The organism is Streptomyces sp. GL_141 (genome assembly GCF_057834385.1).
The window spans coordinates 2380899-2407474 of the sequence record NZ_CM174402.1 but is presented as its reverse complement, the minus strand read 5'-3'; the positions used below and the strand labels follow the sequence as shown (position 1 = coordinate 2407474).

At 70.4% G+C, this 26576-nt stretch carries 24 protein-coding genes, 5 tRNA genes and 1 pseudogene; 18 read left to right on the top strand and 12 right to left on the bottom strand.

The window, feature by feature from the left end:
- Positions 1-78: 78 nt before the first annotated feature.
- The 8 genes from AC3IX6_RS10095 to AC3IX6_RS10060 form a co-directional block, all read right to left on the bottom strand.
- Positions 79-663, bottom strand: a complete 585-nt coding sequence (locus AC3IX6_RS10095) for a GTP-binding protein (RefSeq protein WP_007266770.1) — start codon at positions 661-663, stop codon at positions 79-81.
- On the bottom strand, positions 644-1231 hold the full coding sequence (locus AC3IX6_RS10090) for a DUF742 domain-containing protein (RefSeq protein WP_489369845.1): 588 nt from the start codon (positions 1229-1231) through the stop codon (positions 644-646). Before AC3IX6_RS10090 ends, AC3IX6_RS10095 begins: the two co-directional genes overlap by 20 nt.
- Positions 1232-1324: 93 nt before the next feature.
- Complete coding sequence (locus AC3IX6_RS10085) at positions 1325-1738, bottom strand: roadblock/LC7 domain-containing protein (RefSeq protein WP_243337850.1); 414 nt, start codon at positions 1736-1738, stop codon at positions 1325-1327.
- 10 nt (positions 1739-1748) lie between these two features.
- Entirely contained in the window at positions 1749-4958 is a 3210-nt protein-coding gene (locus AC3IX6_RS10080) for a sensor histidine kinase (protein ID WP_489369844.1), read from the bottom strand.
- A gap of 319 nt (positions 4959-5277) precedes the next feature.
- A complete protein-coding gene (locus tag AC3IX6_RS10075) occupies positions 5278-5862 on the bottom strand; it encodes a GTP-binding protein (RefSeq protein WP_243337754.1) in 585 nt (194 codons plus the stop codon).
- Positions 5843-6235, bottom strand: coding sequence for a DUF742 domain-containing protein (locus tag AC3IX6_RS10070; RefSeq protein ID WP_243337752.1), 393 nt, complete (start codon positions 6233-6235; stop codon positions 5843-5845). The genes AC3IX6_RS10075 and AC3IX6_RS10070 overlap by 20 nt, the downstream gene beginning before the upstream one ends.
- 151 nt (positions 6236-6386) lie before the next feature.
- Entirely contained in the window at positions 6387-6800 is a 414-nt protein-coding gene (locus tag AC3IX6_RS10065) for a roadblock/LC7 domain-containing protein (protein WP_008739864.1), read from the bottom strand.
- A 9-nt stretch (positions 6801-6809) separates the two neighbouring features.
- Positions 6810-10580: a sensor histidine kinase gene (locus AC3IX6_RS10060; protein WP_489369843.1), complete on the bottom strand. Its 3771-nt coding sequence runs from the start codon at positions 10578-10580 to the stop codon at positions 6810-6812.
- Between the two features lie 602 nt (positions 10581-11182).
- Here AC3IX6_RS10060 and AC3IX6_RS10055 point away from each other — a divergent pair.
- From AC3IX6_RS10055 to AC3IX6_RS10015, 9 genes are all read left to right on the top strand, one after another.
- Complete coding sequence (locus tag AC3IX6_RS10055) at positions 11183-11362, top strand: hypothetical protein (RefSeq protein WP_489369842.1); 180 nt, start codon at positions 11183-11185, stop codon at positions 11360-11362.
- Positions 11363-11468: 106 nt separating this feature from the next.
- Positions 11469-12257, top strand: a complete 789-nt coding sequence (locus AC3IX6_RS10050; RefSeq protein WP_489369841.1) for a fumarylacetoacetate hydrolase family protein — start codon at positions 11469-11471, stop codon at positions 12255-12257.
- Complete coding sequence (gene gltX, locus AC3IX6_RS10045) at positions 12250-13728, top strand: glutamate--tRNA ligase (protein ID WP_489369840.1); 1479 nt, start codon at positions 12250-12252, stop codon at positions 13726-13728. The genes AC3IX6_RS10050 and gltX overlap by 8 nt, the downstream gene beginning before the upstream one ends.
- A 92-nt stretch (positions 13729-13820) precedes the next feature.
- Complete coding sequence (locus AC3IX6_RS10040; protein ID WP_489369839.1) at positions 13821-14549, top strand: HAD family hydrolase; 729 nt, start codon at positions 13821-13823, stop codon at positions 14547-14549.
- Between the two features lie 86 nt (positions 14550-14635).
- Positions 14636-14707, top strand: a tRNA-Gln gene (locus AC3IX6_RS10035).
- A gap of 26 nt (positions 14708-14733) precedes the next feature.
- Positions 14734-14806 (top strand) — tRNA-Glu (locus tag AC3IX6_RS10030).
- 61 nt (positions 14807-14867) lie between these two features.
- Positions 14868-14940 (top strand) — tRNA-Glu (locus tag AC3IX6_RS10025).
- A gap of 24 nt (positions 14941-14964) precedes the next feature.
- Positions 14965-15036 (top strand) — tRNA-Gln (locus AC3IX6_RS10020).
- A gap of 22 nt (positions 15037-15058) precedes the next feature.
- Positions 15059-15131: transfer RNA gene (locus tag AC3IX6_RS10015), tRNA-Glu, on the top strand.
- A 171-nt stretch (positions 15132-15302) separates the two neighbouring features.
- Here the strand turns inward: AC3IX6_RS10015 and ndgR are convergent.
- Positions 15303-16019: an IclR family transcriptional regulator NdgR gene (ndgR, locus tag AC3IX6_RS10010; RefSeq protein ID WP_112450208.1), complete on the bottom strand. Its 717-nt coding sequence runs from the start codon at positions 16017-16019 to the stop codon at positions 15303-15305.
- A 184-nt stretch (positions 16020-16203) separates the two neighbouring features.
- Between ndgR and leuC the strand changes: the two genes are divergently transcribed.
- The 4 genes from leuC (at position 16204) to AC3IX6_RS09990 (ending at position 19427) form a co-directional block, all read left to right on the top strand.
- Positions 16204-17637, top strand: a complete 1434-nt coding sequence (leuC, locus tag AC3IX6_RS10005; RefSeq protein ID WP_489369838.1) for a 3-isopropylmalate dehydratase large subunit — start codon at positions 16204-16206, stop codon at positions 17635-17637.
- Positions 17638-17642: 5 nt separating this feature from the next.
- Positions 17643-18236, top strand: a complete 594-nt coding sequence (leuD, locus tag AC3IX6_RS10000) for a 3-isopropylmalate dehydratase small subunit (protein WP_243337738.1) — start codon at positions 17643-17645, stop codon at positions 18234-18236.
- A 137-nt stretch (positions 18237-18373) separates the two neighbouring features.
- Positions 18374-18601 carry an SCO5555 family protein gene (locus AC3IX6_RS09995; RefSeq protein ID WP_243337737.1) on the top strand — a complete coding sequence of 76 codons (228 nt, stop codon included), beginning with the start codon at positions 18374-18376 and terminating at the stop codon, positions 18599-18601.
- Between the two features lie 145 nt (positions 18602-18746).
- On the top strand, positions 18747-19427 hold the full coding sequence (locus AC3IX6_RS09990) for an HU family DNA-binding protein (protein ID WP_266881319.1): 681 nt from the start codon (positions 18747-18749) through the stop codon (positions 19425-19427).
- 281 nt (positions 19428-19708) lie between these two features.
- Here AC3IX6_RS09990 and cofC read toward each other — a convergent pair.
- Positions 19709-20314 (bottom strand): annotated as a pseudogene (gene cofC / locus AC3IX6_RS09985) (2-phospho-L-lactate guanylyltransferase); the annotation flags it as partial.
- 239 nt (positions 20315-20553) lie between these two features.
- On the opposite strand from cofC, the gene AC3IX6_RS09980 reads away from it, so the two are divergent.
- From AC3IX6_RS09980 to AC3IX6_RS09970, 3 genes are read left to right on the top strand one after another with little or no spacing between them, the layout of a single operon-like run.
- Positions 20554-21306 carry a lysophospholipid acyltransferase family protein gene (locus tag AC3IX6_RS09980; RefSeq protein WP_489369837.1) on the top strand — a complete coding sequence of 251 codons (753 nt, stop codon included), beginning with the start codon at positions 20554-20556 and terminating at the stop codon, positions 21304-21306.
- Positions 21303-22313: an NAD(P)H-dependent glycerol-3-phosphate dehydrogenase gene (locus AC3IX6_RS09975; RefSeq protein WP_489369836.1), complete on the top strand. Its 1011-nt coding sequence runs from the start codon at positions 21303-21305 to the stop codon at positions 22311-22313. The genes AC3IX6_RS09980 and AC3IX6_RS09975 overlap by 4 nt, the downstream gene beginning before the upstream one ends.
- 39 nt (positions 22314-22352) lie before the next feature.
- Positions 22353-23510, top strand: a complete 1158-nt coding sequence (locus AC3IX6_RS09970) for a D-alanine--D-alanine ligase family protein (RefSeq protein WP_327255131.1) — start codon at positions 22353-22355, stop codon at positions 23508-23510.
- Positions 23511-23644: 134 nt separating this feature from the next.
- Here AC3IX6_RS09970 and AC3IX6_RS09965 read toward each other — a convergent pair whose 3' ends face one another.
- Together AC3IX6_RS09965 and AC3IX6_RS09960 are read right to left on the bottom strand one after the other, a co-directional pair.
- Complete coding sequence (locus tag AC3IX6_RS09965; protein WP_489369835.1) at positions 23645-24139, bottom strand: DUF3515 domain-containing protein; 495 nt, start codon at positions 24137-24139, stop codon at positions 23645-23647.
- A gap of 23 nt (positions 24140-24162) precedes the next feature.
- Complete coding sequence (locus AC3IX6_RS09960; protein ID WP_214947835.1) at positions 24163-24396, bottom strand: Lrp/AsnC ligand binding domain-containing protein; 234 nt, start codon at positions 24394-24396, stop codon at positions 24163-24165.
- Positions 24397-24641: 245 nt separating this feature from the next.
- Here AC3IX6_RS09960 and AC3IX6_RS09955 point away from each other — a divergent pair, with 245 nt between their 5' ends.
- Together AC3IX6_RS09955 and thiD are read left to right on the top strand one after the other, a co-directional pair.
- On the top strand, positions 24642-25625 hold the full coding sequence (locus AC3IX6_RS09955) for a thiamine-phosphate kinase (RefSeq protein ID WP_489369834.1): 984 nt from the start codon (positions 24642-24644) through the stop codon (positions 25623-25625).
- Positions 25622-26440 (top strand): bifunctional hydroxymethylpyrimidine kinase/phosphomethylpyrimidine kinase, encoded by an 819-nt coding sequence (gene thiD / locus AC3IX6_RS09950; RefSeq protein ID WP_489369833.1) that lies wholly within the window; start codon positions 25622-25624, stop codon positions 26438-26440. Before AC3IX6_RS09955 ends, thiD begins: the two co-directional genes overlap by 4 nt.
- Positions 26441-26576: the final 136 nt, after the last annotated feature.

Genomic DNA, 26576 nt, shown 5'->3' with positions numbered 1-26576 from the left:
GGAAGCCCCGCGGGCACCACGTGAAAAGCCCCCCGTACTCCTCGGAGTGCGGGGGGCTTTCGCGTACGACCGGGACGGCTACCGCAGGCGGGCCATGAGGGCGTGCTCGACCAGGGTGATGAGCGCGCTCTTGGCGTCCGCGCGGTGGCGGGCATCGGTGGTGATGATGGGGGCGTCCGGGCCGATCTGCAGGGCCTCGCGGACTTCCTCCGGGGTGTACGGCTGGTGCCCGTCGAAGCCGTTGAGGGCGATGACGAAGGGCAGGCCGCTGTTCTCGAAGTAGTCGACGGCGGGGAAGCAGTCGGCGAGACGGCGGGTGTCGACGAGGACCACGGCGCCGATGGCGCCGCGCACGAGGTCGTCCCACATGAACCAGAAGCGGTCCTGACCGGGGGTACCGAAGAGGTACAGGATCAGGTCCTGGTCCAGGGTGATGCGGCCGAAGTCCATGGCGACCGTGGTGGTCGTCTTGTCCCCGGTGTGGGTCAGGTCGTCGATGCCGGCGGAGGCGCTCGTCATGACGGCCTCGGTGCGCAGGGGGTTGATCTCGGAGACGGCGCCCACGAACGTGGTCTTGCCCACGCCGAAGCCACCCGCCACCACGATCTTCGCGGAGGTGGTGGAGCGAGGAGCCGCTCCGCCGTTAGAGCTTGCGAAGTCCACTGAGCACCCTTTCGAGCAGTGTCACATCTGGCTGGCCGCCGGCGGACTCGTCGCCGCCGGGCTGGTGGATGGCTACGAGGCCGGCCTCCGCCAGGTCGGCGACGAGGATCCGGGCTACGCCAAGAGGAATGGAAAGAAGTGCCGAGATCTCCGCGACGGATTTGATCTCCTGGCACAGGAGGCAGATGCGCTGGTGCTCGGGCAACTGCCCTTGCAGACGCGCGGGATCGGCCGTGGTGCTGACCAGCGCCTCGATGGCGAGCTGGTAGCGCGGCCGGGTCCGGCCGCCGGTCATCGCGTACGGGCGCACCAGCGGGTTGTGCGCCTGCGGAGCCTGCGGGCGCCCGCCGCGCGGAGGCTGCTGCGGGGACCGGTAGGACTGCCCGGGCTGCTGCGGCCGGCTGTACGGCTGCTGGTAGGGCTGCCGCTGGTACGGCTGCCCGGAGGCGGGGTCGTGCTCCGGCGCGGGCCGGTTGCTGGGAGCGGAAGGGAAGTTGAAGCGGTTCTGGTCGTGCCCACCCTGCGGCTGCTGCGCGCCGCCATAGGGATGTCCTCCGGGTGTTGTCACGTTTCCTCCTCCGACTCCAAGTACGCAGTACTCCCTGTGGAACCGCGCCACCGCACCCTATGGTGCAGTGACGCGAAACGCACTGCCTGTCTGCTAGTTGAGAAGACCGCCCTGCAGTTCCGCGCGCAGGTCCGGGGTGAGGACACTGCCGGCGCGATCCACCAGAAGGGCCATCTCGTAACCCACGAGGCCGATGTCGCACTCGGGGTGCGCGAGCACCGCGAGCGAGGATCCGTCGGAGACGGACATGAGGAAGAGGAATCCGCGGTCCATCTCCACCACGGTCTGGTTGACGGCGCCGCCCTCGAAGATGCGCGAGGCACCCGCGGTGAGGGAGGTCAGCCCGGAGGCCACCGCGGCGAGCTGGTCGGCCCGGTCGCGGGGGAAGCCCTCGGACATAGCCAGAAGGAGGCCGTCGGCGGATACCACCACCGTGTGGGACACCCCTGGGGTGTTGTCCACGAAGTTGGTGATCAACCAGTTCAGGTTCTGCGCCGCCTGGCTCATCGCGCTCACACTAACGCTCCTGGTCATAGCTGTTACTTGACTGCTCGGATCCCGCGTTGCGGCCCTGCTGGACGCCGCGTCGCAGGTTGCTCAACCTGCCACGGATGTCCTCCGGGGCCCGGGAGACCTCGGGGCCTCCCTGCGGCGTCGTCTCCGCAGCGCCCTCGACCAGGTTGGCCTTGGGCACGCGCCGGGGGAGACCGGAGGGGGTGACCCCGCCGGCCTTCGGCTCACGGAGCTTGGCGGCCTGCTGCCAGCGCTCGTCGTTGTTCGAGCGCCAGTCGGCAGGGCCTTCCGTTTCCCCGGGGGCCTTCTCCGGCGCCGCGGGCTGCTGCTGACGCTGCGGCCGCTGCTCGAAGAGGGATCCGGAGGACTCCGTTTCCTGCTGTCCCGGCCGCTGCTGCGGCTGGCTGCCGCGTCGCGGCAGGCCCGCCCCGGTCACCTGGTGACCGGCGTCGGCAGTGGCGCCCGGACGGTCGAAGCCTACGCGCTCCGGGGCCGGTTCGGGAGCGGCCGGTGATTCCGATTCGGTCCCGTAATCCTGCTGGTAGGAGCCCGAGTAGGTGTTCTGCTGGGGCCACTCCGCAGCGGTGGAACGGGAATCGTACCCGCCGTCGTAGGCCGGGAGTTCCTGTCGCTGATCCGTGTACTCGGGTTCCGGATAGGCGTAATCCTGCTGGGTGTACGCGTCGTATCCCTGCCCGGCCTGAGCGGATTCGTAACCGAGGTCGTAGCCCTGCGCGGGCTGCTGCTCGTAGCCCTGGTACGGCTGGTACGCGTGCTCCGGCTGCGGTTCCGGATACTCCGCCGCGGGCTCGTCGTACTGCGCCTGCGGCTGGGCCTGCGGGTAGCTGACCTGAGCCTCCAGCGCGGCCCGGCGCTCCTCCCGGCCCAGGGACCGGCCGACCGGGTCGGCGGCGGGCTCGTCGAAGCCCGGCTGGTCGGCCCGGTGGACCTCGTAGCGGGAGTCGTCGAAGCCGAGCTCGGCCGCCGTGCGCAGCGCGGCCGGCTGCTGGGCCTGCTGGCGCGGGATCATCTGGGAGACCGTGAAGTCGTCCGCCGGGATCTCTTCGCCACCGCCACCGTGGGTGATGGCGTCGGGGAGCATGACCAGCGAGGTGGTGCCGGCCGCTTCGCCCGAGGGGCGCAGCTGGACGCGGATGCCGTGCCGGTCGGCCAGCCGGCCGACCACGAACAGACCCATGCGCTGCGAGATCGCGGCGTCCACGGTCGGCGGGTTGGCCAGCTTGTGGTTGATGTCCGCGAAGTCCTCGGCCGTCAGGCCGATTCCCTTGTCGTGGATCTCGACCATCACCCGGCCGTCGGGCAGACGCGTCGCGTTGACCCGGACCTTGGTCTGCGGGGAGGAGAAGGTGGTGGCGTTCTCCAGCAGCTCGGCGAGCAGGTGCACGAGGTCGGTCACGGCCTGGCCGTGGATCTCGGCCTCGGAGACGCCCGACAGCTCGACGCGCTCGTACTGCTCCACCTCGGAGGAGGCGGCGCGCAGGACGTCGACGAGGGGGACCGGCTGGTCCCAGCGGCGGCCCGGCTCCTCACCGGCGAGGATGAGGAGGTTCTCGCCGTTGCGGCGCATGCGGGTGGCCAGGTGGTCCAGGCGGAAGAGGTTCTCCAGCTGGTCCGGGTCGGCCTCGTTGTTCTCCAGCTCGGTGATCAGGCTCAGCTGGCCCTCGATCAGCGACTGGTTGCGCATGGAGAGGTTCGTGAAGATCGCGTTGACGTTGCCCCGCAGGAGGGCCTGCTCGGCGGCGAGCCGGACGGCCTCGCGGTGGACCTGGTCGAAGGCGCGGGCGACTTCGCCGATCTCGTCCTGGGAGTCGATCGGGATCGGCACCACGCGGGTGTCGACCTTGCCCGGGTCGGTGCGCGAGAGCTGGTCGACGAGCATCGGCAGGCGCTGCTCGGCGATGTCGAAGGCGGCGCCGCGCAGACGGCGCATCGCCTTGCCCATCTGGCGGGCCATCATGCCGGCCAGGATGAAGGCGGCGAGCAGGGCCACGACCACGATGGCGCCGGTCAGGATGGCGTCGCCCCGGGCCTCGTCGGAGACGGCCACGGAGTCCTTGAGGGCCTTGCCGAGGAGTTCCTTCTCCAGCTCGGCGTAGCCGTCGAACTTGGCGGTGGCGGCGGCCTGCCACGCCTGCGGGGTGGTGCCGTCCGTCGCGAGCTTGGCGGGCTTCTCGCCGCTGGCTATCGCCTCGGTCATACCGGTGAGCGCGGAGTCGTTGACCACGGGCGGGGCGTGGAAGACGGTGCCGGCCTGCTCGGCCGCCTGCTTGGCGGCGGCGAGCTTCTGGGCACCCTCTTCGGACTTCTTGCCCATGATCTCGCGCAGGCGTGCGACGTCCTCGTCGGTGCCGGCGGCGACGTACTCGCCGATGGCGATCTCTTCGAGGTACGCGTACGAGGAGAAGGCGACGAGCTGGGCCTTGCGGATGTCCTCGTTCGCACTCGGCCGGACCAGCAGGTGCGTGCCCACGGAGCGCTGCAGCGAGTTCGCGGCCTTGGACAGTTCGAGCGCGTAGACCATGCGGCCGTACGAGGTCACGTTGCCGGTGCCGAGGCCCAGCTCGTTGGAGAACTGCATGAGGTAGTGCTGGACCAGCACGTACCCCTCTTCGGTCGGGATCGGGCCCAGTGCCTTCGGGAGGGCCTTCTTCGGCGTCTCCAGCTGCGGCAGGTAGGCCGTCTTGCGGACCTGCTCCAGCTTCGGCTCCTCCTGGCGGAAGAGCTCCAGACGGCGTTCCAGGCCCTGGCCCGCGGGCAGGTCCTTCGCGGCCTCGGCGAACTTGGCCTTGGCGGCGTCGGTGGCGGAGTACGCCTTCAGGACGGGCTCGGACTCGCGCTGGCCCCGGAGCAGGGCGTCGGCCGTCAGGTCGCGCTCGTTCAGGAGCGCCTGACCGTACTCGGCGGCGGCCTGGACGATGACGGCGGTCTTCTCGGCGTCCTTGGCCTCGTTCCAGGTGTCGATCGAGCCCTTCACCTGGAAGCCGCCCATGACCAGTCCGACGAGGACCGGGACGAGCAGGATGGCGTTCAGACGGGTCGGCACGCGCCAGTTGCGGGGCGAGAACCTGCTGGTGCTTCCACCGCTCACGGATGGTTCCACGGGTACGTCAAAGGATGACGTGGCCGCGCGCGGCGGCGGGGTGAAGTTGCCGCGCGCGGGTTCATCCGCGGGGCTCGAGTTGCTTCGCCTCACTCGACCAACAACCTCTCGGCGGTGCTACTAGCTAGTTCGTTGAATTCCAGCACGGTTAACGGCCGTGTTCCAAACAGTTGAAATCGGCCATTCCTAGAGCCTTATGCCCCACATAAATCGGACATAAAGAGCGTCCTGCGGCAAAAACGGGGCTAGTTGTGAGCGCAGCGACACCGGGCGAACGCACCGTGTCGCCAACTACCGGCAATTCTCTGTCGAAACGTTATGAACGAAGGGGGCGGGCCGTGTCGCATGACACAGCCCGCCCCCCAAAACCAGCCGGTGAAGCCCTCGTTGCGCGGAGCCCCTGCGTGAGCCGCTACTTGAGCCGCGCCATCAGGGCGTGCTCGACGAGCGTGATGAGCGCGCTCTTGGCGTCCGCGCGGTGGCGGGCGTCGGTGGTGATGATGGGGGCGTCCGGGCCGATCTGCAGGGCCTCGCGGACTTCCTCCGGGGTGTACGGCTGGTGCCCCTCGAAGCCGTTGAGGGCCACGACGAACGGCAGACCGCTGTTCTCGAAGTAGTCCACGGCCGGGAAGCAGTCGGCCAGGCGCCGCGTGTCGACCAGGACGATCGCCCCGATCGCACCGCGCACGAGGTCGTCCCACATGAACCAGAAGCGGTCCTGACCCGGGGTACCGAAGAGGTACAGGATCAGGTCCTGGTCCAGGGTGATGCGGCCGAAGTCCATGGCGACCGTGGTGGTCGTCTTGTCCCCGGTGTGGGTCAGGTCGTCGATGCCCGCGCTCGCGGACGTCATCACGGCCTCGGTGCGCAGCGGGTTGATCTCGGAGACGGCGCCCACGAACGTGGTCTTGCCCACGCCGAAGCCACCCGCCACCACGATCTTCGCGGAGGTGGTGGAGCGAGGAGCCGCTCCGCCGTTAGAGCTTGCGAAGTCCACTGAGAACCCTCTCGAGCAGCGTTACATCCGGCGTTCCGCCGGCCTCTCCATTGCCCGGCTGGTGGATGGCCACCATGCCGGCCTCCGCCAGGTCGGCGACGAGGATCCGTGCGACGCCGAGCGGCATGTTCAGCAGCGCGGAGACCTCCGCGACCGACTTGACCTCACGGCAGAGGGTGCAGATGCGCTGGTGTTCCGGGAGCAGCCCGGACAGGTGCATCGGATCGGCCGTGGTGCTGACCAGGGCCTCGATGGCGAGCTGGTAGCGCGGTCGGGTCCGGCCGCCGGTCATCGCGTACGGACGAACCAGCGGCTGGTCGCCTTCCGAGTACGAGTCTCCGTACTGATCGGAATAGGCGGGGGGCGGGGTCATTGATCCTCCGGGCTGGACAGCAATGGTCAGCGTGCCGTCTGACGGGGCGGCCGGTGGGGGGACGGTATGACGGCCTGGCGGTGGTACTGGGTTCCGGGGCCGCGGCCCCGGTCCCCCGGCCGGCAGTACCGTCCGGCCGGGAGAGCGGCAGTCAGATGAGCAGGCTTCCCTGCAGTTCCGCGCGCAGGTCCGGGGTGAGGACACTGCCGGCGCGGTCCACGAGGAGGGCCATCTCGTAACCCACGAGGCCGATGTCGCACTCGGGGTGCGCCAGTACGGCCAGCGAGGATCCGTCGGAGACGGACATCAGGAAGAGGAATCCGCGGTCCATCTCCACCACCGTCTGGTTGACGGCGCCGCCCTCGAAGATGCGGGACGCGCCCGCGGTGAGGGAGGTCAGCCCGGAGGCCACCGCGGCGAGCTGGTCGGCCCGGTCGCGGGGGAAGCCTTCGGACATTGCCAGAAGGAGGCCGTCGGCGGAGACCACCACGGTGTGGGACACCCCGGGGGTGTTGTCCACGAAGTTCGTGATCAACCAGTTCAGGTTTTGTGCCGCCTGGCTCATCGAACTCAACTATCGCTCCTGCTGGTATGTGGGGTCGATGTGGTAGCTGCCGGTGGCCGGGCCGGTGGTGCCGGCCTGCCGACCCTGCTGGATACCGCGTCGGAGGTTGGTGAGACGGCCGCGGACGTCGTCCGGGGATCGCGAAACCTGGGGGCCGGCCTGTGCTTCGGCCTGCTGCTGCGCGGTGCCGGCCACGAGGTTCGCCCGCGGGACCCGGCGGGGCAGACCCGACGTGGTGATACCGCCGGCGGCGGGCTGGCGCACGCGCTCGGCCTGCCGCATCAGCTCGTCGTTCGGCGAGGAGCGCCAGCTCACGGTCGGCACGGCGCCGGTGGCCGTCTGTGCGGACTCGGCCGGAGCCTGCTCCTGGCCGCGCTGCGGCAGCTGGTGCTGCTGCGGGCGCTGCGGGGAGACGGGAGCCGGAGCCGCCGGGGCGGACTGCTGCGCCTGCTGGGGCACCGCCGGTGCCTGCGCCGGGGGCTGGCCGGCCTCCTGGCGGAACCAGTTCGACTCGAGCGTGTCGAAGATCGGGCTGCGGCCCTCGCCGGTGCCAGGACCGGCCGGGGGCAGGGCCTCCGGACGGGGCGCCTGCGGCAGCCGCGGAGCCTCGGCGCGCGGAGTCGGTACGGGAGCGTAGTTGCCCTGGGGCTGCGGGGCCTGGCCGGGCTGGACGTAGCCGCCGACACCGGGGCCGCCGGGCCGCTGGGCCTGGAAGTCCTGGCGGGCGAACTGCCCCGTGGAGGCCGGGTCCGCGAAGTCCTGGCGGGCGAACTGGCCGGTGGAGGCCGGGTCACCGAACTCGGGCCGGGCGAACTGGCCCGTGGCGGCGTTGTCGCGGCCGCCGGCCTGCGGGGCCGGGGCGTTGAAGTCGGGGCGGGGGAACTCGGACGTGGAACCGGGGCCCGACAGTTCGTCGTGGCCGCGCGGTACGTCGTGCCCGCGCTGACCGGCGCCCCACGTGGTGGTCTGGGGCATCGCGGCGGGTCCGGCGCCCGCGCCCGGGAGCTCCGGACGGGGTGCGCCGCCGCGCGGCGGAAGCTGCGGCCGGGGGCCGCGCGCGGCCGGACCGCCGGCCTGCTGCTGACCCTGCTGCTGCGGGGCCTGCTGCGGTGCCGGCTGCTGGGGCTGCGCCTGCTGGGGCTGCTGCGGGCGCTCGAAGCCGTTGCCCTGCGGGAAGCCGCCGGGACCGGACGCCGCGGGGGCGCCGACCGGACGGGCCTGCGGACCGCCGAAGCCGCCCGGGCCGCCGGGACCCGAGACCGGGCCGCGGCCCGGCAGCGGAGCACCCGAACCGAAGGCGCTCTGCGTCTGGCCGCCGGGACCCTGCTGAGGCCGTCCGCCCTGCGGGCCGGGGCCCTGGGGCTGGCCGCCGGGGCCGCCGTCACGGCCCGGCAGGGCCGCGCGCTGGTTGCCGGCGGACACCTGGCCGCGCTGCGGGGCGGCGCCCACGGGGGGACGCGCGCCGGGAGCGGGGATGGCGCCCTGCGCCTGTGCGCCGGGACCGCCCTGACCGGGGGCGCCGGGAGAACCCTGACCGCCGGGACCGCCCTGGCCGGGCATCGGGGCCGGCTTCTTGCCGCCCTGGGCGACGTCCACCGGGAGCATGACGAGGGCCGTCGTACCGCCCGAGTCGGAGGGGCGGAGCTGGATGCGGATGCCGTGTCGCAGGGACAGGCGGCCGACCACGAACAGACCCATGCGGCGGGAGACGGAGACGTCCACGGTGGGCGGCGAGGCGAGCCGCTCGTTGATCGCGGCGAGGTCCTCGGGGGAGAGGCCGATGCCGGTGTCGTGGATCTCGACGAGCACGCGGCCGTCGGGCAGCGCGTGACCGGTGACCTTGACCTTGGTCTGCGGGGAGGAGAACGAGGTGGCGTTCTCCAGCAGCTCGGCGAGCAGGTGCACGAGGTCGTTGACGACGCGGCCGGCCACGTCGGTGCCGGGCACCGACGAGAGTTCGATGCGCTCGTACTGCTCCACCTCGGACGCGGCGGCGCGGAGCACGTCGACGAGCGGGACGGGGCGGGTCCACCGGCGGCCCGGCTCCTCGCCCGCGAGGACGAGGAGGTTTTCGCCGTTACGGCGCATGCGGGTCGCGAGGTGGTCGAGCTTGAAGAGCGAGGACAGCTGGTCCGGGTCGGCCTCGCGCGACTCCAGCTCGGAGATGAGCGAGAGCTGGCGCTGGATGAGGCCCTGCGAACGGCGCGAGAGGTTGGTGAACATCGCGTTGACGTTGCCTCGCAGGAGGGCCTGCTCGGCGGCGAGGCGGACGGCCTCGCGGTGCACGTCGTCGAAGGCCGCGGCCACCTGGCCGATCTCGTCGCGGGTGTGCAGACCGACGGACTCCACCGTCGTGTCCACGTCCTGCGGGTCGGACTCCGACAGCTGCTTGACGAGCTCGGGCAGCCGGTCCTGGGCGACGCGGGTCGCGGTGTCCTGGAGGCGGCGCAGCGAGCGGATCATCGAGCGGGCCATGACGAAGGCGCCGACGAGGGAGACACCGAGGACGAGGAGGATCAGCGCACCGTTGATGAGGGCGTCGCGCTGCGACTCGTTCTTGAGCTCGCGGGCCTTCTGCTCCATGTCCTCGAGCAGGGTGAGCTCGATGACCTTCATGGCCTGGAGCTTGGTGTCGTCCGCGTCGTACCAGTCCATCCAGGACCGGTTCTTCTCCTTGGCGAACTGGTCCTTGTTGCCCAGGACGCGGCGGGCGTAGTGGTCGGCGGTGGCGATCTCCTGGTTGCCGTCGCCGAGCGCCGCGAGGAGCTCCTCGGGCTTGCCCTGGTAGACGAGCTCGAAGGTCTTGCGCGCCTGCTCTTCGCTGCTCTGGGCGGAGCGGGCGTACAGCCGGTCGTTCTCGGTGAGGGTGCCGGCCAGCGCCGGGTCCGCGGGGAGCGCGGCCGCGATGATCGCGCGCTGGATCGAGGCGTACTCCTTGGCGGAGGAGAACGCGGCCAGCGCACGGGTGCGCTTGATCATCTCGGGGTTCGAGGTGGCCTGGGCCATGTCCTGCGAGAGCGAGAGCAGCGAGACGACCAGCGCGTTGTACTCGGTGACGGTCTGCTGGGCGCCGTTCTGGTACGCGTTCTTGCGGATCTCTTCGAGGTTGTTGAGCCCGTGTGCGATCTGCAGGATGTTGTTGCGGATCGACCGGAGCGTCTCGTCGTTGCCCTCCGCGACGTCGACCTTGTCGGTCGCTGCGGCGAAGGCCCGCACGGCGGAGTCGGTCGAGTCGCGGACGCCCTGGACCAGGGTGCTGGGCTTGCCCGACTTGTCGACGGACAGCGGACCGGCGGAGTTGTCGCGCTCGGCCTGGAGCATGGCGGCCAGGTTGGTGGCCTGACGCGTCATCGTCGTCAGCAGCTGCATGTGCTCCAGCTGCGCGATGTCGTTGAGCGAGTCGTTGATGCGGAAGCCACCGAGGGTGGTGGCGGCGACGACCGGCAGGGTCAGCAGCGACACCAGGCGCGTGCTGATGCGCCAGTTCTGCATGGCCAGACGGGAACCGGACCCACGGGGGGTCTGGGGTATCGCGACGTCGCGGCTGCCCGACTCGTCGTCGGCCTTGGAGCCGCCCTTGGGCTTGGCGCGGCCCTTCGGCTTCACCGCGGCGGAGCCGTCGGGGCCTGCGCTCTCGACAGCCGGCCCGCGGTTCTGGGCGTGCTGGGGCGAGGAGCCACGGTCGGTCCCGCCGCGCGGGTCCTGCTCCGGCGCGGCGTCCCCACGGCCCTGACGGGCCTGGGGAGACCCCTTGTCATCCCTCTTGAATCGTCCCTGCACTAGCGTCGCAACCTCTGGACCAGGCGTCCCTCCGGGCGACCGGTGGGACGGTGTCGAGTCGTGGGGCAATGCGCCCCATGGTGGTCGTCGGTGACCGGCGCGTCTCCCTCTCCGTTGCCGCCGCGCTCGGCGCTGTGTCGCGCCACCTGCGCGCCGGCTGATTCCCGCGGCGGTCCCGCGAATTCCAGCACAGAGGCGGATCTCCAACAAGGTGCGAGTCCCGGCCTGGACAGTTGGTCACGTCCGGTGACGCATGCGCTACCCGACGTGCGGGCCAATTCATATGGAATCGGACTTACGCCGCCCAAACCTCGCCCCTGGCAAGCTGTCCCAGTCGCGATGATCGGGAGCGGAATGACGCATTCAGTGGCGTAATGTCCGCTTTGTGGGGTGGAATTGACTGCCCGTTATGCCCGTAATGCCTGGTCACTGGTGAGCAAACTCACATAGCCGTGGCCATTACTTCCCGGTTCGGCGGGGGATTCAGATGTTTAGCCTTGAGCTTTACAGGCTTGCCGCGAGCGACAAGCGGCACTCCGAAGGCATCCCGGCGGCATCCGCCGCCACCATCCGACCTAGTGAGCCGAGGGCTTCGCACTCCGATGAAGACGACGATGATGTTCCGCAACATAGCCAACCCGCGCCGCACCACCCTCGCGCACCTCAAGGACGCCGAGGAGCTGCAGACCGCGCCGGTCCCGGAGCACACCGTCGACCTGCCGGGCCAGACCGCGAACCCGCGCCGCACCATCCTCATGGACGCGCCGGTCGCCACCGCGTAGTGACGGGAGTGTCCGGCGAAAGCCGCGCGAAGCGTCGGCCCCCACCGCGTTAGCCTGGAGTCCGCAGACTCCAGCCAGCGGAAATACAGAGGGGCAGACGCAACACGTGCGCATCGCCAGGTTCTCCATCGACGGCAATGTCGCGTTCGGCGCGGTCGAGGGCAGCACTGCCCTCGGCGCCGAAGGTGAGCTCGTCCTCGACATCATCAAGGGCATCCCGTTCGCGGACTTCGAGCTCTCCGGCACGAAGGTCCCGCTGAACAAGGTCCGGCTGCTGCCGCCCGTGCTCCCGAACAAGATCGTGGCCGTCGGCCGCAACTACGCGGAGCACGCGGCGGAGCTGGGCAACGAGGTCCCGGACGCCCCCATCACCTTCTTCAAGCCCTCCACCTCGGTGGTCGGCTCCGGCGACCCGATCGCGTACCCGTCCTTCTCCCAGGACCTCCACCACGAGGCGGAGCTCGCCGTGGTCATCGGCCGCATGTGCCGCGAGGTCCCGCGCGAGCGCGTCAAGGACGTCATCCTCGGCTACACCTGCGCCAACGACGTCACCGCGCGCGACGTCCAGCAGCGCGAGAAGCAGTGGGCCCGCGCCAAGGGCTTCGACAGCTCCTGCCCCCTCGGCCCGTGGATCGAGACCGATCTGGACCCGAGCGACCTGACCATCCAGTGCACCGTCAACGGCGAACAGCGCCAGCTCGGCCGCACCAGCGAGATGGTCCGCTCCATCGAGGACCTCATCGTGCACATCACCGAGGCCATGACGCTGCTCCCGGGCGACGTCATCCTCACGGGGACCCCGGCCGGAGTCGGCCCCCTGAACGTCGGCGACGAGGTCGCCGTCACCATCGAAGGCATCGGCACTCTCACCAACAAGGTGATCAAGCGTGGCTAACGCGACCCCCCGCGTACGTTTCTGTCCGTCCCCGACCGGCAACCCCCACGTGGGTCTGGTCCGCACGGCCCTCTTCAACTGGGCGTTCGCCCGCCACCACGGCGGTACGTTCGTCTTCCGCATCGAGGACACCGACGCGGCCCGCGACTCCGAGGAGTCCTACGGCCAGCTGCTCGACTCGCTGCGCTGGCTCGGCTTCACCTGGGACGAGGGTCCCGAGGTCGGCGGCCCGCACGCCCCGTACCGCCAGTCCGAGCGCATGGACATCTACAAGGACGTCGCGCGCAAGCTCCAGGACGGCGGCTACGCCTACCACTGCTACTGCACCACCGAGGAGCTGGACGCCCGCCGCGACGCGGCCCGCGCCGCCGGCAAGCCCTCCGGGTACGACGGCCAGTGCCGCGAGCTCTCGGACGAGCAGAAGGCCGCGTACGAGGCCGAGGGCCGCACCTCGATCGTCCGCTTCCGGATGCCCGACGAGCCGATCACCTTCACGGACCTGGTCCGCGGCGAGCTGACCTTCACCCCCGACAACGTGCCGGACTTCGGCATCGTCCGGGCCAACGGCGCCCCGCTCTACACGCTCGTCAACCCGGTCGACGACGCGCTGATGGAGATCACCCACGTCCTGCGCGGCGAGGACCTGCTGTCCTCCACCCCGCGCCAGATCGCGCTCTACGGGGCCCTGATCGAGCTCGGCATCGCCAAGGCGGTGCCGGCCTTCGGCCACCTGCCGTACGTGATGGGCGAGGGCAACAAGAAGCTCTCCAAGCGCGACCCCGAGGCCTCGCTCAACCTGTACCGCGAGCGCGGCTTCCTCCCCGAGGGCCTGCTGAACTACCTCTCGCTGCTCGGCTGGTCCTTCTCCAAGGACCAGGACATCTTCTCGATCGAGGAGATGGTGGAGAAGTTCGACATCCCGGACGTCAACGCCAACCCGGCGCGCTTCGACCTCAAGAAGGCCGAGTCGATCAACGCCGACCACATCCGGCTGCTCGACCCGAAGGTCTTCGCGGACCGCTGCGCCCCGTGGCTCCAGGCCCCGCACGCCAACTGGGCGCCCGAGGACTTCGACACCGCCGCCTGGGAGCGCATCGCGCCGTACGCCCAGACCCGCCTCACGGTCCTCTCCGACATCACGGCCAACGTCGACTTCCTGTTCCTGAAGGAGCCGGTCTCGGACCAGGCCTCGTGGGACAAGGCGATGAAGGGCGAGCCCGCGGCCCTGCTCACCACGGCCCGCGAGAACCTGGCCGCCGCCGACTGGTCGGACCCCGAGTCCCTCAAGCAGGCGGTCCTCACCGCGGGCGAGGCCCACGGCCTCAAGCTCGGCAAGGCCCAGGCCCCGGTCCGCGTCGCCGTCACCGGACGCACGATCGGCCTCCCGCTCTTCGAGTCCCTCGAGATCCTGGGCAAGGACCGCTCCCTGGCCCGCATCGACGCGACCCTGGCGAAGCTCAACGCCGCGTAAGCACCACCCCGTACGTCCCTCAGGGGCGGCGGCCGACCGCTACATCAGCGAACGGCCGCCGCCCCTGAGGCGTTCCGCGTAGGGTCGGCCGTATGGCGATCCGTGCGGTGCTCTGGGACATCGACGACACCCTTTTCGACTACACCGGGGCCGACCGGGCCGGGCTCGCGGCGCACCTGGTCGCCGAGGGGCTCGCGGAGCGGTACGGGGCTCCGGCCGAGGCGCTCGCGCTGTGGCGGCGGATCACCGACCGGCACTGGGAGCGGTTCGCGGCCGGGGAGGGCACCTTCCAGGGGCAGCGCCGGGACCGGGTGCGGGAGTTCCTCGGGCAGCCCGCCCTGACCGACGCGCAGGCCGACGACTGGTTCGAGCGGTACGTGGAGCACTACAGGGCCGCCTGGGAGCTCTTCCCCGACGTCGTGCCCGTCCTGGACGCCCTGGCGGGCGGCTACCGCCACGGGGTGCTCTCCAACTCCTCCGTGGCCAACCAGGACCCCAAGCTGCGCCACCTGGGCCTGCGCGACCGCTTCGAGGTCCTGGTGTGCGCCGTGGAGCTGGGCGTCAGCAAGCCCGAGGCCGGCGCCTTCCTCGCCGCGTGCGCCGAGATGGGGCTGGAGCCGGGGGAAGTGGTCTACGTGGGAGACCAGCCCGAGATCGACGCGCGGGGCGCCCGTGACGCCGGACTGACGGCCGTGTGGCTCGACCGCGACGGATCGCGCGGCCCCGGACCCGAGGGCGTGCACCGGATCGCCGGACTCGACCGGCTCCCGCAGGTGCTGGCCGGGGATACCCGTTTTGGAGCACGGTCAGCCATCCGGTAATGTTCTTTCTGCGCCGCCCGCTCGGGCCGAAAGGCCGGGCCGGAGACGCTAACCGAACGAAAGTCCCTCAGGGTCTTGCGTTTTGGTGGGCTATAGTGTAATTGGCAACACGAGAGTTTCTGGTTCTCTTATTCTAGGTTCGAGTCCTGGTAGCCCAGCGCAGTTCAGTAGTAACGCAGTGCTTGCCCCCGTTGTGTAGCGGCCTAGCACGCCGCCCTCTCAAGGCGGTAGCGCCGGTTCGAATCCGGTCGGGGGTACAGATCCTTCCCGTGAGATTTCCAGGGTCGCACCCGGATTTTTTGATGCAGGATCGCTAGGGCCCCCGTTGTGTAGCGGCCTAGCACGCCGCCCTCTCAAGGCGGTAGCGCCGGTTCGAATCCGGTCGGGGGTACGGTGTCTAGCTGGTCTAGACCTGTGGGCTATAGTGTAATTGGCAACACGAGAGTTTCTGGTTCTCTTATTCTAGGTTCGAGTCCTGGTAGCCCAGCGCAGTACCGCAGTGACAGCTAGCCCCCGTTGTGTAGCGGCCTAGCACGCCGCCCTCTCAAGGCGGTAGCGCCGGTTCGAATCCGGTCGGGGGTACGCACAGAAGAGGCCCTCCGCGTTCATCGCGGAGGGCCTCTTCGCTGTTTCCGGACGGACAGGTGAAGGCGCAGGCCCGGGGCCAAGAAGTACGGGCCCGGCGGCGCGTGTGTGGACGTGTGCGGCGTCTCACGCGCCCCCGGGCCCGGGGGAGTGGTGGGTTGAAGGTGTTCAGCTGGAGCGGCGCAGGGCCTCGGTCAGCCGGGCGGCCGCGTCGATGACGGCCTGGGCGTGCATGCGCCCCGGGTGGCGGGTCAGGCGCTCGATCGGCCCGGAGACCGATACGGAGGCCACCACGCGGTTCGAGGGGCCGCGCACCGGCGCCGAGACGGAGGCCACGCCGGGCTCCCGCTCGCCGATCGACTGCGCCCAGCCGCGACGCCGTACGCCCGAGAGCGCCGTCGCCGTGAAGCGCGCGCCCTGCAGGCCTCGGTGGAGCCGCTCGGGCTCCTCCCAGGCCATCAGGATCTGCGCGGCCGAGCCGGCCTTCATCGGGAGCGTGGAGCCCACCGGGACGGTGTCCCGCAGGCCCGACAGCCGCTCGGCGGCCGCCACGCAGATGCGCATGTCGCCCTGACGCCGGTAGAGCTGCGCGCTCTCTCCCGTCACGTCCCGGAGGTGGGTGAGCACCGGTCCGGCCGTGGCCAGCAGGCGGTCCTCGCCGGCCGCGGCGGCGAGCTCCGCCAGCCGCGGTCCGAGGATGAACCGGCCCTGCATGTCCCTCGCCACCATCCGGTGGTGTTCCAGTGCCACGGCAAGGCGATGTGCCGTGGGTCGTGCGAGCCCTGTCGCCGCGACCAGCCCGGCGAGGGTGGCCGGACCGGACTCCAGTGCGCTCAATACCAGAGCTGCCTTGTCGAGAACGCCGACGCCGCTAGAGTTGTCCATGAAACGATATTCGCGTCTCACACTGTGAAACGCAAGTTCAATTTTTCCAAGAACCAGCGAGTCTGTATGTGCGGGTCCACGAACCACTGGGTCCGAGCCGTCGTCCGGGACGTGGGGTACGGACGATCAGGCGCACAAGATCTCTATCAAGCGCCGGCACAACCGGCCGGCCGGAGGGAAAGCGATGGGTAGGACACTCGCGGAGAAGGTCTGGGACGACCATGTCGTCCGGCGCGCCGAAGGCGAGCCCGATCTCCTCTTCATCGATCTGCACCTGCTGCACGAGGTGACCAGCCCGCAGGCCTTCGAGGGGCTGCGCCAGGCCGGCCGCAAGGTCCGACGCCTCGACCTCACCATCGCGACCGAGGACCACAACACCCCCACCATCGACATCGACAAGCCGATCGCGGACCCGGTCTCCCGGGCCCAGCTGGAGACGCTGCGGTCGAACTGCGCCGAGTTCGGCGTGCGCCTGCACTCGCTGGGCGACGTCGAGCAGGGCGTCGTCCACGTCGTGGGACCGCAGCTGGGTCTGACCCAGCCGGGCACCACGGTGGTCTGTGGCGACTCGCACACCTCCACGCACGGCGCCTTCGGCGCGCTGGCGTTCGGCATCGGTACCAGCCAGGTCGAGCACGTGCTGGCGACCCAGACGCTGCCGCTGGCCCGCCCCAAGACGATGGCGATCACCGTCACCGGCGCGCTGGCCGAGGGCGTCACCGCCAAGGACCTGATCCTGGCGATCATCGCCAAGATCGGCACCGGCGGCGGCCAGGGCTACATCCTGGAGTACCGCGGCGAGGCCGTCGAGAACCTGTCGATGGAAGCCCGCATGACCATCTGCAACATGTCGATCGAGGCCGGCGCCCGCGCGGGCATGATCGCCCCCGACCAGACCACCTTCGACTACCTCGAGGGCCGCGACCACGCCCCCGTGGGCGAGGACTGGGGCGCGGCGGTCGCGTACTGGAAGACCCTGCGCACCGACGACGACGCCGTCTTCGACGCCGAGGTGGTCATCGACGGCGCCACGCTGTCTCCGTTCGTCACCTGGGGCACCAACCCCGGCCAGGGCGCGCCCCTGTCGGCGAACGTCCCCGACCCGGCTTCGTACGAGGACGCTTCGGAGCGCAACGCCGCCGAAAAGGCCCTGGAGTACATGGGGTTGACCGCCGGGCAGCCGCTGCGCGACATCAAGGTCGACACCGTCTTCGTAGGTTCCTGCACCAACGGCCGCATCGAGGACCTGCGCGCCGTCGCCGGGATCATCGAGGGCCGCAAAGTCGCCGAAGGCGTACGGATGCTGGTCGTCCCGGGCTCGGTCCGCGTCGCCCTGCAGGCCGTGTCGGAGGGCCTGGACAAGGTCTTCAAGGAGGCCGGCGCCGAATGGAGGCACGCGGGCTGCTCGATGTGTCTGGGCATGAACCCCGACCAACTGGCCCCCGGTGAGCGCTCCGCGTCCACCTCCAACCGCAACTTCGAGGGCCGGCAGGGCAAGGGCGGGCGCACCCACCTGGTGTCCCCGCAGGTGGCCGCCGCCACCGCGGTGCTGGGCCACCTGGCCTCGCCCGCCGACCTGGCTGGGTCGTCCGCCGCCACCACGCCCGCAGGAGTCTGAGAACGATGGAAGCCTTCACCACCCACACCGGCCGGGCCGTCCCGCTGCGCCGCAGCAACGTCGACACCGACCAGATCATCCCGGCCCACTGGCTGAAGAAGATCACGCGCGACGGTTTCGAGGACGGGCTCTTCGAGGCCTGGCGCAAGGACCCGGAGTTCATCACCAACCGCCCCGAGCGCGCCGGCGCGACCGTCCTGGTCGCCGGTCCCGACTTCGGCACCGGTTCCTCGCGCGAGCACGCCGTCTGGGCCCTGCAGAACTTCGGCTTCAAGACGGTCATCTCCTCCCGCTTCGCCGACATCTTCCGCGGCAACTCGCTGAAGAACGGTCTGCTGACCGTGGTCCTGCCGCAGGAGACCGTCGAGCAGCTGTGGAAGCTGACCGAGGCCGACCCCACCGCCGAGATCACGGTCGACCTGGTCGACCGCCAGGTCCGAGCCGAAGGCGTCGTCGCGGAGTTCGAACTCGACGACAACGCCCGCTGGCGGCTGCTGGAGGGGCTGGACGACATCTCTCTCACCCTTCAGAACGAAGCGGACATCGCCACGTACGAAAGCGTTCGGCCGGCCTTCAAGCCGCGCACGATTCAGGCGTGATTCCGGCCTGAGCAGCGCTTATTCGCCTTAGGGTGATCACATAGGCAACACTGTGCCCCCTGCCGTCCGGCAGGGGGCACAGTCGTGTGTTGAGGCCCCGTGAGGCGACAACTCGCCCCAGATGGCACAATCTGTGCATGGAACGCGACAGTCAACTTGAGCTCTACGGACTTGTCGCCGACCGATTGAAAGAAGCACACACAAGGGTGCGCACACTGCAAGTCCCGGAGGGCGTAAGGATGGCGCTGTCCCGGAAGCTGTTGGTCGTCACGGCCGTGGCGAAGCATGATCTCGCCGACGCGGCAAGGCGCCTGGACAGGTTGATGAAGGACCTCGACGAGGGTCGATTCCCTGAAGGCGACTGATGCGAAGGAACTCCGTAACGGCCTACAACGTTGCGGCACTAGGGTGATAAGCCCGGTTCGTGTTTGATTTGCGGTATATATCCGCCTAACGTGCGAAATAAGCTTGAACACATTCGTTCTGGCGAAGTCTCCGAAGGGGAAGACGTTGAACAAGGCGCAGCTCGTAGAAGCGATTGCCGACAAGCTGGGCGGCCGTCAGCAGGCCGCGGACGCCGTCGACGCGGTACTGGACGCCATCGTCCGCGCGACCGTCGGGGGCGACCGGGTCTCGGTCACGGGCTTCGGCTCGTTCGAGAAGGTCGACCGACCGGCCCGCTACGCCCGCAACCCCCAGACGGGTGAGCGCGTCCGGGTCAAGAAGACCTCTGTTCCCCGCTTCCGTGCGGGTCAGGGCTTCAAGGACCTGGTCAGCGGCACCAAGAAGCTGCCCAAGGGCGGCGAGGTATCGGTGAAGAAGGCGCCCAAGGGCAGCCTCACCGGTGGCGCTTCGGCGACGGTCAAGAAGGCTGCCGCGAAGAAGGCCGCCCCCGCCAAGAAGGCCGCTGCCGCCGCCAAGACCACGGTCGCGAAGAAGACCACGGCCAAGAAGGTCACCGCCACCGCCAAGAAGACGGTCGCCAAGACCGCCGTGGCGAAGAAGGCGGCCCCCGCGGCCAAGAAGGCCACGGTCAAGAAGGCTGCGGCGACGGCGAAGAAGACCACCGCCACCGCGAAGAAGACCGCCCCGGCTGCCAAGAAGGCCACCGCGGCGACGAAGGCGCCCGCCAAGAAGACGGCGACGCGCAAGGCCACCGCGAAGAAGACCACCGCCCGCAAGACCAAGTAGGGCAACGAGTCACACACGCCGGGCCGGTTTCCCCACGGTGGGGAAACCGGCCCGCGGTGCGTCGGCCCTCGTGCCCGGGGTCAGAAGGTCTGCAGCGTGACCAGGGTGATCCGCAGGCCCGCGCCCTCGCCGTCCGTCTCGATCCGGACCCGCTGACCGGGACGCAGCAGCCGCAGGCCGCCCGCGTCGAAGGCCGGGGCCCCGAAGGGCACCGGGGTGCCGTCGTCCAGCAGCACACTGCCGCTGCGGGTCTGGGTGTCGTACGTGTACGCGGTCGCCTGCATACGGGCACTGTATCGGGCCGTATGGCGCCCCACACCGAGGGCCAGGACCGTGCGCAGATCCGCCCCCGTGTCCACGTCCCGCCGGATGCTCTCGACGCCGGCGAGGGCCATTTCCACCGCGCCCGAGGCCGAATGCCGGGCCCGTGAGGGACCGCCGAACGAGGGCGCCAATTCCACGTCCGGAGCAGCGGAAAGCAGGGTCGTCCCGATTCCCGCCGCATCCGCCAGAAATGCCCGGGGAAATGCCGAAGCGGTTTCGAGCACGCGTAGCAATTCGGGTGGCCGCAGCGCCGGCAGATCCGCGTTCATCGCGGCCACCGCCGCCCCCGGCCTGCCCGCCCGTATCTCCCGCGCCCCGTGGGCCAGTGCGGCGTTGAGCCCGGCCGCCGGGGAGTCCGGCACGATCCGGGCCCCCAGCCGCGCCAGTTCCGCGCCGGCCGCCGGATCGTCCGTGACGACCACCACATCCGCGACCGCCGTGCAGGCCAGCGCCCCTGCGACGGTGTCCAGCGCGAACGCCAGGGCGAGCCCCGGCCGGGACGCTCCGACGGCCGGCGCGAGACGGCTCTTGGCCACCGCGAGGGGCTTCAGCGGGACGACCAGACTCCAGACGGCGTTCGTGACGGACCCCTTCCCTCCGGCACGCTCGCGCGCCGCTCAGACCATGTGCGGGTCATGGCCAGGTCATGCGGAGCCCCATTGTCACCTCATGCCGGACCACCCGGGGCCTGGTCCGGGTGTCCGGGGCGTACGGTGTTCTCGACAGAGACCGGACCCGGGGCCACACTTGTCCGTCCCCGGGGTGCCCAAGCCGCGCACCGGTCCTAGAGGAAGGTGTCCGAGTGTCCCGCCGCAGAATCGGCTTCTGGTACCGCCTTGCGGCGGCCATCGCGAAACCGCCGCTGGTAGTGCTCTTCAGGCGGGACTGGCGGGGAATGGAACACATTCCGACCGAGGGCGGATTTATCACCGCCGTCAATCACAACTCGTATCTGGACCCGCTGTCCTACGCGCACTTCCAGTACAACACCGGCAGGGTGCCCCGATTGCTCGGCAAGGCGGCCCTCTTCGAGGTCCCCATTGTCGGAGCGATCCTGCGCGGCTCCGGCCAGATCCCCGTCTACCGGGAGTCCACCAACGCCCTGGACGCATTCCGGGCCGCCGTGGACGCGATCGAGCACGGCGAATGCGTGGCCTTTTACCCGGAAGGCACGCTCACCCGGGACCCCGACATGTGGCCGATGGCCGGCAAGACCGGCGCCGCCCGCGTGGCGCTGATGACCAGGGCCCCCGTCATTCCGGTGGCCCAGTGGGGCGCGAATCTCGCGATGCCGCCCTACGCCAAGGAGAACAAGGTCAACCTGTTCCCGCGCAAAACCCTCCAGGTCCTCGCCGGGCCGCCCGTGGACCTCTCCGCGTACTACGACCGGGAACCCACCCCGGACGTGCTCAGGGAGGTCACGGAAGTCATCATGGCGGCCATCACCGGGCTGCTGGAGGAACTGCGGGGCGAGAGTGCGCCCCCGCAGCCGTACGACCATCGCAACGCCAGGGCTCAGCAGCGGCGCAAGGCCGCAGGGGAGGGCAACAAGTGACACGTCCCGTGAAGGCAGCCGTATTCGGAACCGGCTCCTGGGGCACGGCCTTCGCCATGGTCCTCGCCGACGCGGGCTGCGAGGTGGTCCTGTGGGGCCGCCGGCGCGAGCTCGTCGACGCCATCAACGGCACCCGGACCAACCCGGACTACTTCCCCGACATCGAACTCCCCGCGAACATCCGCGCCACGAGCGACCCGGCCGAGGCCGCGGCCGGCGCCGACTTCACGGTCCTCGCCGTCCCCTCGCAGACCCTGCGCGGCAACCTCGCCGCCTGGGCCCCGCTGCTGGCCCCCGAGACCGTGCTCGTCTCCCTGATGAAGGGCGTCGAACTCGGCACCGCCAAGCGGATGAGCGAGGTCATCGAAGAGGTGGCCAAGGTCCCCGCCGACCGCGTCGCCGTCGTCACCGGCCCCAACCTGGCCCGTGAGATCGCCGCCCGGCAGCCCGCCGCCTCCGTGGTCGCCTGCACCGACGAAGCCGTCGCCCAGCGCCTCCAGGCCGCCTGCCACACCCCGTACTTCCGCCCGTACACGAGCACCGACGTCATCGGCTGCGAGCTCGGCGGCGCCGTCAAGAACGTCATCGGCCTCGCCGTCGGCATCGCGGACGGCATGGGCCTCGGCGACAACACCAAGGGCTCGCTCATCACCCGCGGCCTCGCCGAAGCCACCCGCCTGGGCCTGGCGATGGGCGCCGACCCGCTCACCTTCTCCGGCCTCGCGGGCCTCGGCGACCTCGTCGCCACCTGCTCCTCGCCGCTCTCCCGGAACCACACCTTCGGCACCAACCTCGGCCGCGGGATGACCCTGGAGGAGACCATCGCGGTCACCAAGCAGACCGCCGAGGGAGTCAAGTCCTGCCAGTCCGTGGCCGATCTGGCCCGCCGCCACGGAGTGGACATGCCGATCACCGACACGGTCGTCGACATCGTCCACCACGGCAAGCCCACCCTGGTCGCGCTCAAGGAACTCATGGGACGCAGCGCCAAACCGGAACGGCGCTGACTGCTTTCCGGACGCTTGAGCGGGTACCCTCGTGGCGATATGAGCAGCGAGAACCTCCCCCAGACCCCTGAGCAGCAGGGCCGCAAGCCCCGCGTGGCCGTCGTGTTCGGCGGCCGCAGCTCGGAACACGCCATTTCGGTCGTCACCGCGGGCGCCGTCCTGCGCTCCATCGACCGCTCCAAGTACGAGGTGCTGCCCATCGGCATCACCACGGACGGCCGGTGGGCGCTGACCGCCGACGAGCCCGCGCGGATGGCCATCTCCGGCGGCGAGCTCCCCAACGTGGGGCAGCTCGCCGAATCCGAGGACGGCGCCGTCGTGCTCTCCGTCGACCCGGCCAGCCGCGAGGTCGTCTACACCGAGCCGGGCGCCGTCCCCAAGGCGCTGGGCGAGGTCGACGTGGTCTTCCCCGTCCTGCACGGCCCGTACGGCGAGGACGGCACCCTCCAGGGCCTCCTGGAACTCTCCGGCATCCCGTACGTCGGCTCGGGCGTCCTCGCCTCGGCCGTCGGCCAGGACAAGGACTACATGAAGCGGGTCTTCACGTCCTTCGGGCTGCGCGTCGGCCCGTACGTGACCATCCGCCCCCGCGAGTGGGAGAACGACCGCGAGGGCGCCCTCGCCCGCATCGCGGACTTCGCCGGCGAGCACGGCTGGCCGCTGTTCATCAAGCCCGCCCGCGCCGGATCCTCGATCGGCATCACCAAGGTCGACGAGCCCTCCGGACTGGACGCCGCGATCCGCGAGGCCCGCCGCCACGACCCGAAGATCATCGTGGAGGCGCTGCTGCGCGGCCGCGAGATCGAGTGCGGGGTCCTGGAGTTCGAGGACGGTCCGCGCGCGAGCGTGCCCGCCGAGATCCCGCCGGTCTCCAGCCACGACTTCTACGACTTCGAGGCCAAGTACATCGACTCCGCCTCCGGACTCGTGCCCGCCCCGCTCACCCCGGAGCAGACCGCCGAAGTCCAGAAGCTCGCGATCGAGGCCTTCGACGCCGCGTCCTGCGAGGGACTGGTGCGCGCCGACTTCTTCCTCACCGAGGACGGCACCTTCGTCATCAACGAGATCAACACGATGCCGGGCTTCACCCCGATCTCCATGTACCCGCGCATGTGGCAGGAGTCGGGCATCGAGTACCCGGAGCTGGTGGACCGCCTGATCCAGGCCGCCCTGCGCCGCTCCACCGGACTGCGCTGACCCCCGTACCGGGCCCGCACGAAGCTCCGTACACGGAAGAGGACCGCCCGCCGCCCCTCGCACGAGGAGGGCGGCGGGCGGTCCTCTTCCGCGCGGGCGGGCCCGGGAGGGTCGGTACGGGGGTCGGTACGGGGTCAGTACGAGGAGATGCCCACCGGCACGGTCTTGGCGATCGATGCGGACAGGCCCACCAGCATGCCCGCATCCGTGGCATGCTCCTTGTCGACCCGGACCTCCGTGTACGCCAGCCGACTCCCGGTGGTGAACCGGAAGCCGCCGTCGTCCAGCTTTTCCAGGAGCCAGCCGACACCGTTCACGTCGACGCCCTCCGCCTTGTCGTCCAGCATCTTGGCGGGCCTGGGGATACCGCACCGCAGTACGATCGCCGAGCCACCCCACGCGGCGGTCAGGTCCGACTCCGGCAGCGCCGGGGTCCGGGCCAGCGAGGCCACCGTTCCCGGGAGCTCTTTGTGCAGCGCCGCACAGAGACCCGCGACATCGGCGGGCGGAGCGGACGGCGGATCCACCCGTGCCTCGGAATCACCCGGGGAACAGCCCACGAGGGCCGCCGAGGCGGCCAGCGCGGTCAGTGCGGCGAGCAGAGAGAAGGGCCGGCGGTGTCGTGACATCACCGGCCAAGAGTAGACGGGGGCTACAGATGGACGACCGGGCAGGTCAAGGTGCGGGTGATCCCCTCCACCTGCTGGACCTTGGCCACGACCATGCGGCCGAGCTCGTCCACGGTGTCGGCCTGGGCGCGCACGATCACGTCGTACGGGCCGGTCACGTCCTCGGCCTGGATCACCCCCGCGATCTGCGCGATGGACTCGGCGACGAACGACGCCTTGCCCACCTCGGTCTGGATGAGGATGTACGCCTGTACCACGGAACCTCCAGGGCGGCCACGAGGATCATTTCCCCTACCCTTCGGGTGGGCCCGGGGATGACGGGTGGGCCCGGGGAAGAAGGGACGCCACGGTACCGCGTTGCCGAGCGCCGCGGGGAGACCCGCGGGTCAGGCGGCGTGCAGGGCGGGGCGTACGGAGAGCAGAAGTTGACGTATCTGTTGACGGTACCCAGAGCTGTGACGGCTCGCGACCGCAAGCGGACTGGGCAAGAAGGGGCACAGCGATGAAGGGCACTGTGGGCGAGCTGGGGGAGTTCGGGCTCATTCGAGAGCTCACCTCACGGCTCACCACCACCCCGGCGGTCCGGGTCGGCCCGGGCGACGACGCCGCGGTGGTGTCGGCCCCCGACCGGCGGGTCGTGGCGAGCACGGACATCCTGCTGGAAGGCAGGCACTTCCGGCGCGACTGGTCCACGGCCTACGACGTCGGCCGCAAGGCCGCCGCGCAGAACCTCGCCGACATCGCCGCCATGGGCGCGGTGCCGACGGCGCTGCTGCTCGGCCTCGTCGTCCCGGCGGAACTGCCGGCCACCTGGCCCACCGAGCTGATGGACGGCATCCGCGACGAATGCCAGGTCGCCGGTGCGGCCGTGGTCGGCGGCGACGTGGTCCGCGGCGACATCATCACCGTGGCCATCACGGCCCTCGGCGACCTGCGCAACCACGAACCCGTGCTGCGCTCCGGCGCCCAGCCCGGCGACGTCGTCGCCGTGACCGGCTGGCTCGGCTGGTCCGCGGCCGGCTTCGCGGTGCTCTCGCGCGGCTTCCGCTCGCCGCGGGCCTTCGTCGAGGCCCACCGGCGCCCCGAGCCGCCGTACCACGCGGGTCCCGCGGCCGCCGGACTCGGCGCCACCGCCATGACCGACGTCAGCGACGGCCTGATCGCGGACCTCGGGCACATCGCCGAGGCCAGCAAGGTGCGGATCGACCTGCGCTCGGCGTCCGTCGACATCCCGACGCAGATGCACGACATCGGCCAGGCCGTCGGCGTCGACCCGCTCCAGTGGGTCCTCACCGGGGGAGAGGACCACGCGATCGTCGCCACCTTCCCGCCGGACGTGAAGCTCCCGGCCCGCTGGAAGGTCATCGGCGAGGTCCAGAACCGCTCCGCACTGCCCCAGGTGACCGTCGACGGCGCCCCCTGGGCCTCCACCGGCGGATGGGACCACTTCGGCGGCGACACCGCCGCGGAGGACACCCCGCGATGAGCGGACCCCGTACGGCCCGCCCGCACCCGCCACTGTGCCTGACCGTCGCCGGATCCGACTCCGGCGGCGGCGCCGGCATCCAGGCCGACCTCAAGACCATGCTGGCGCTCGGGGTCCACGGGATGAGCGTGGTGACCGCTGTGACCGCGCAGAACTCGCTGGGCGTCAAAGGCGTCTGGGAACTGCCCGCGGAGGCCGTGAAGGGCCAGTACAGGGCCGTGGTGGACGATATCGGCGTCCAGGCCGTGAAGACGGGAATGCTGTCCTCCGCCGCCCTCGTGGAGACCGTGGCCGAGCTGCTCGCCTCCACCGCCGCCCCGGCCGTCGTGGACCCGGTCGGCGTCTCCAAGCACGGGGACGCGCTCCTCGCCGCCACCGCGCTGGACGCCGTACGGGGAGAACTGCTGCCCCGGGCCACCGTCGCCACGCCGAACCTGGACGAGGTGACCCAGCTCACCGGAGTCGTCGTGCAGACCGAGGACGACATGCGCCGGGCCGCCGACGCGGTCCTCGCGTACGGGCCCGCGTGGGCGCTGATCAAGGGCGGCCACCTCGCCGCCCACGGGGACGAGGCCGTCGACCTCCTGACGGACGGCACCGAAGAACGCTGGCTGCGCGCCCCCCGCCACGACAACCGGCACACCCACGGCACCGGCTGCACGCTCGCCAGCGCGATCGCGGCGGGCCTGGCCAAGGGCAGGACCGTCCCGGAGGCCGTCACCGAGGCCAAGGAGTACGTCACCGGCGCCATCGCCGCCGGGTTCGCCCTGGGCGCGGGCATCGGACCGGTGGACCACGCGTGGCAGTGGCGCTGAAGCCCGGGCTGACATGCCTGTAGGGCCTGCCCCGTCCCGTGGGTTCACGGGATGGAGCAGGCCCTACAGTTTTTGATCATGTTCGATCAGGCAAAGCAAGAGGCCGGTCCACCAGGTGGACCGGCCTTCTCAGCAA

Coding starts and splice junctions, on each gene's coding strand:
- AC3IX6_RS10085 (WP_243337850.1), bottom strand. CDS start 1,738: ATGAGCCAGGCGGCGCAGAACCTGAACTGGTTGATCACCAACTTCGTG.
- AC3IX6_RS10070 (WP_243337752.1), bottom strand. CDS start 6,235: ATGACCCCGCCCCCCGCCTATTCCGATCAGTACGGAGACTCGTACTCG.
- AC3IX6_RS10065 (WP_008739864.1), bottom strand. CDS start 6,800: ATGAGCCAGGCGGCACAAAACCTGAACTGGTTGATCACGAACTTCGTG.
- AC3IX6_RS10055 (WP_489369842.1), top strand. CDS start 11,183: ATGAAGACGACGATGATGTTCCGCAACATAGCCAACCCGCGCCGCACC.
- AC3IX6_RS10040 (WP_489369839.1), top strand. CDS start 13,821: ATGGCGATCCGTGCGGTGCTCTGGGACATCGACGACACCCTTTTCGAC.
- ndgR (WP_112450208.1), bottom strand. CDS start 16,019: ATGGACAACTCTAGCGGCGTCGGCGTTCTCGACAAGGCAGCTCTGGTA.
- leuC (WP_489369838.1), top strand. CDS start 16,204: ATGGGTAGGACACTCGCGGAGAAGGTCTGGGACGACCATGTCGTCCGG.
- leuD (WP_243337738.1), top strand. CDS start 17,643: ATGGAAGCCTTCACCACCCACACCGGCCGGGCCGTCCCGCTGCGCCGC.
- AC3IX6_RS09995 (WP_243337737.1), top strand. CDS start 18,374: ATGGAACGCGACAGTCAACTTGAGCTCTACGGACTTGTCGCCGACCGA.
- AC3IX6_RS09970 (WP_327255131.1), top strand. CDS start 22,353: ATGAGCAGCGAGAACCTCCCCCAGACCCCTGAGCAGCAGGGCCGCAAG.
- AC3IX6_RS09965 (WP_489369835.1), bottom strand. CDS start 24,139: ATGTCACGACACCGCCGGCCCTTCTCTCTGCTCGCCGCACTGACCGCG.
- AC3IX6_RS09955 (WP_489369834.1), top strand. CDS start 24,642: ATGAAGGGCACTGTGGGCGAGCTGGGGGAGTTCGGGCTCATTCGAGAG.
- thiD (WP_489369833.1), top strand. CDS start 25,622: ATGAGCGGACCCCGTACGGCCCGCCCGCACCCGCCACTGTGCCTGACC.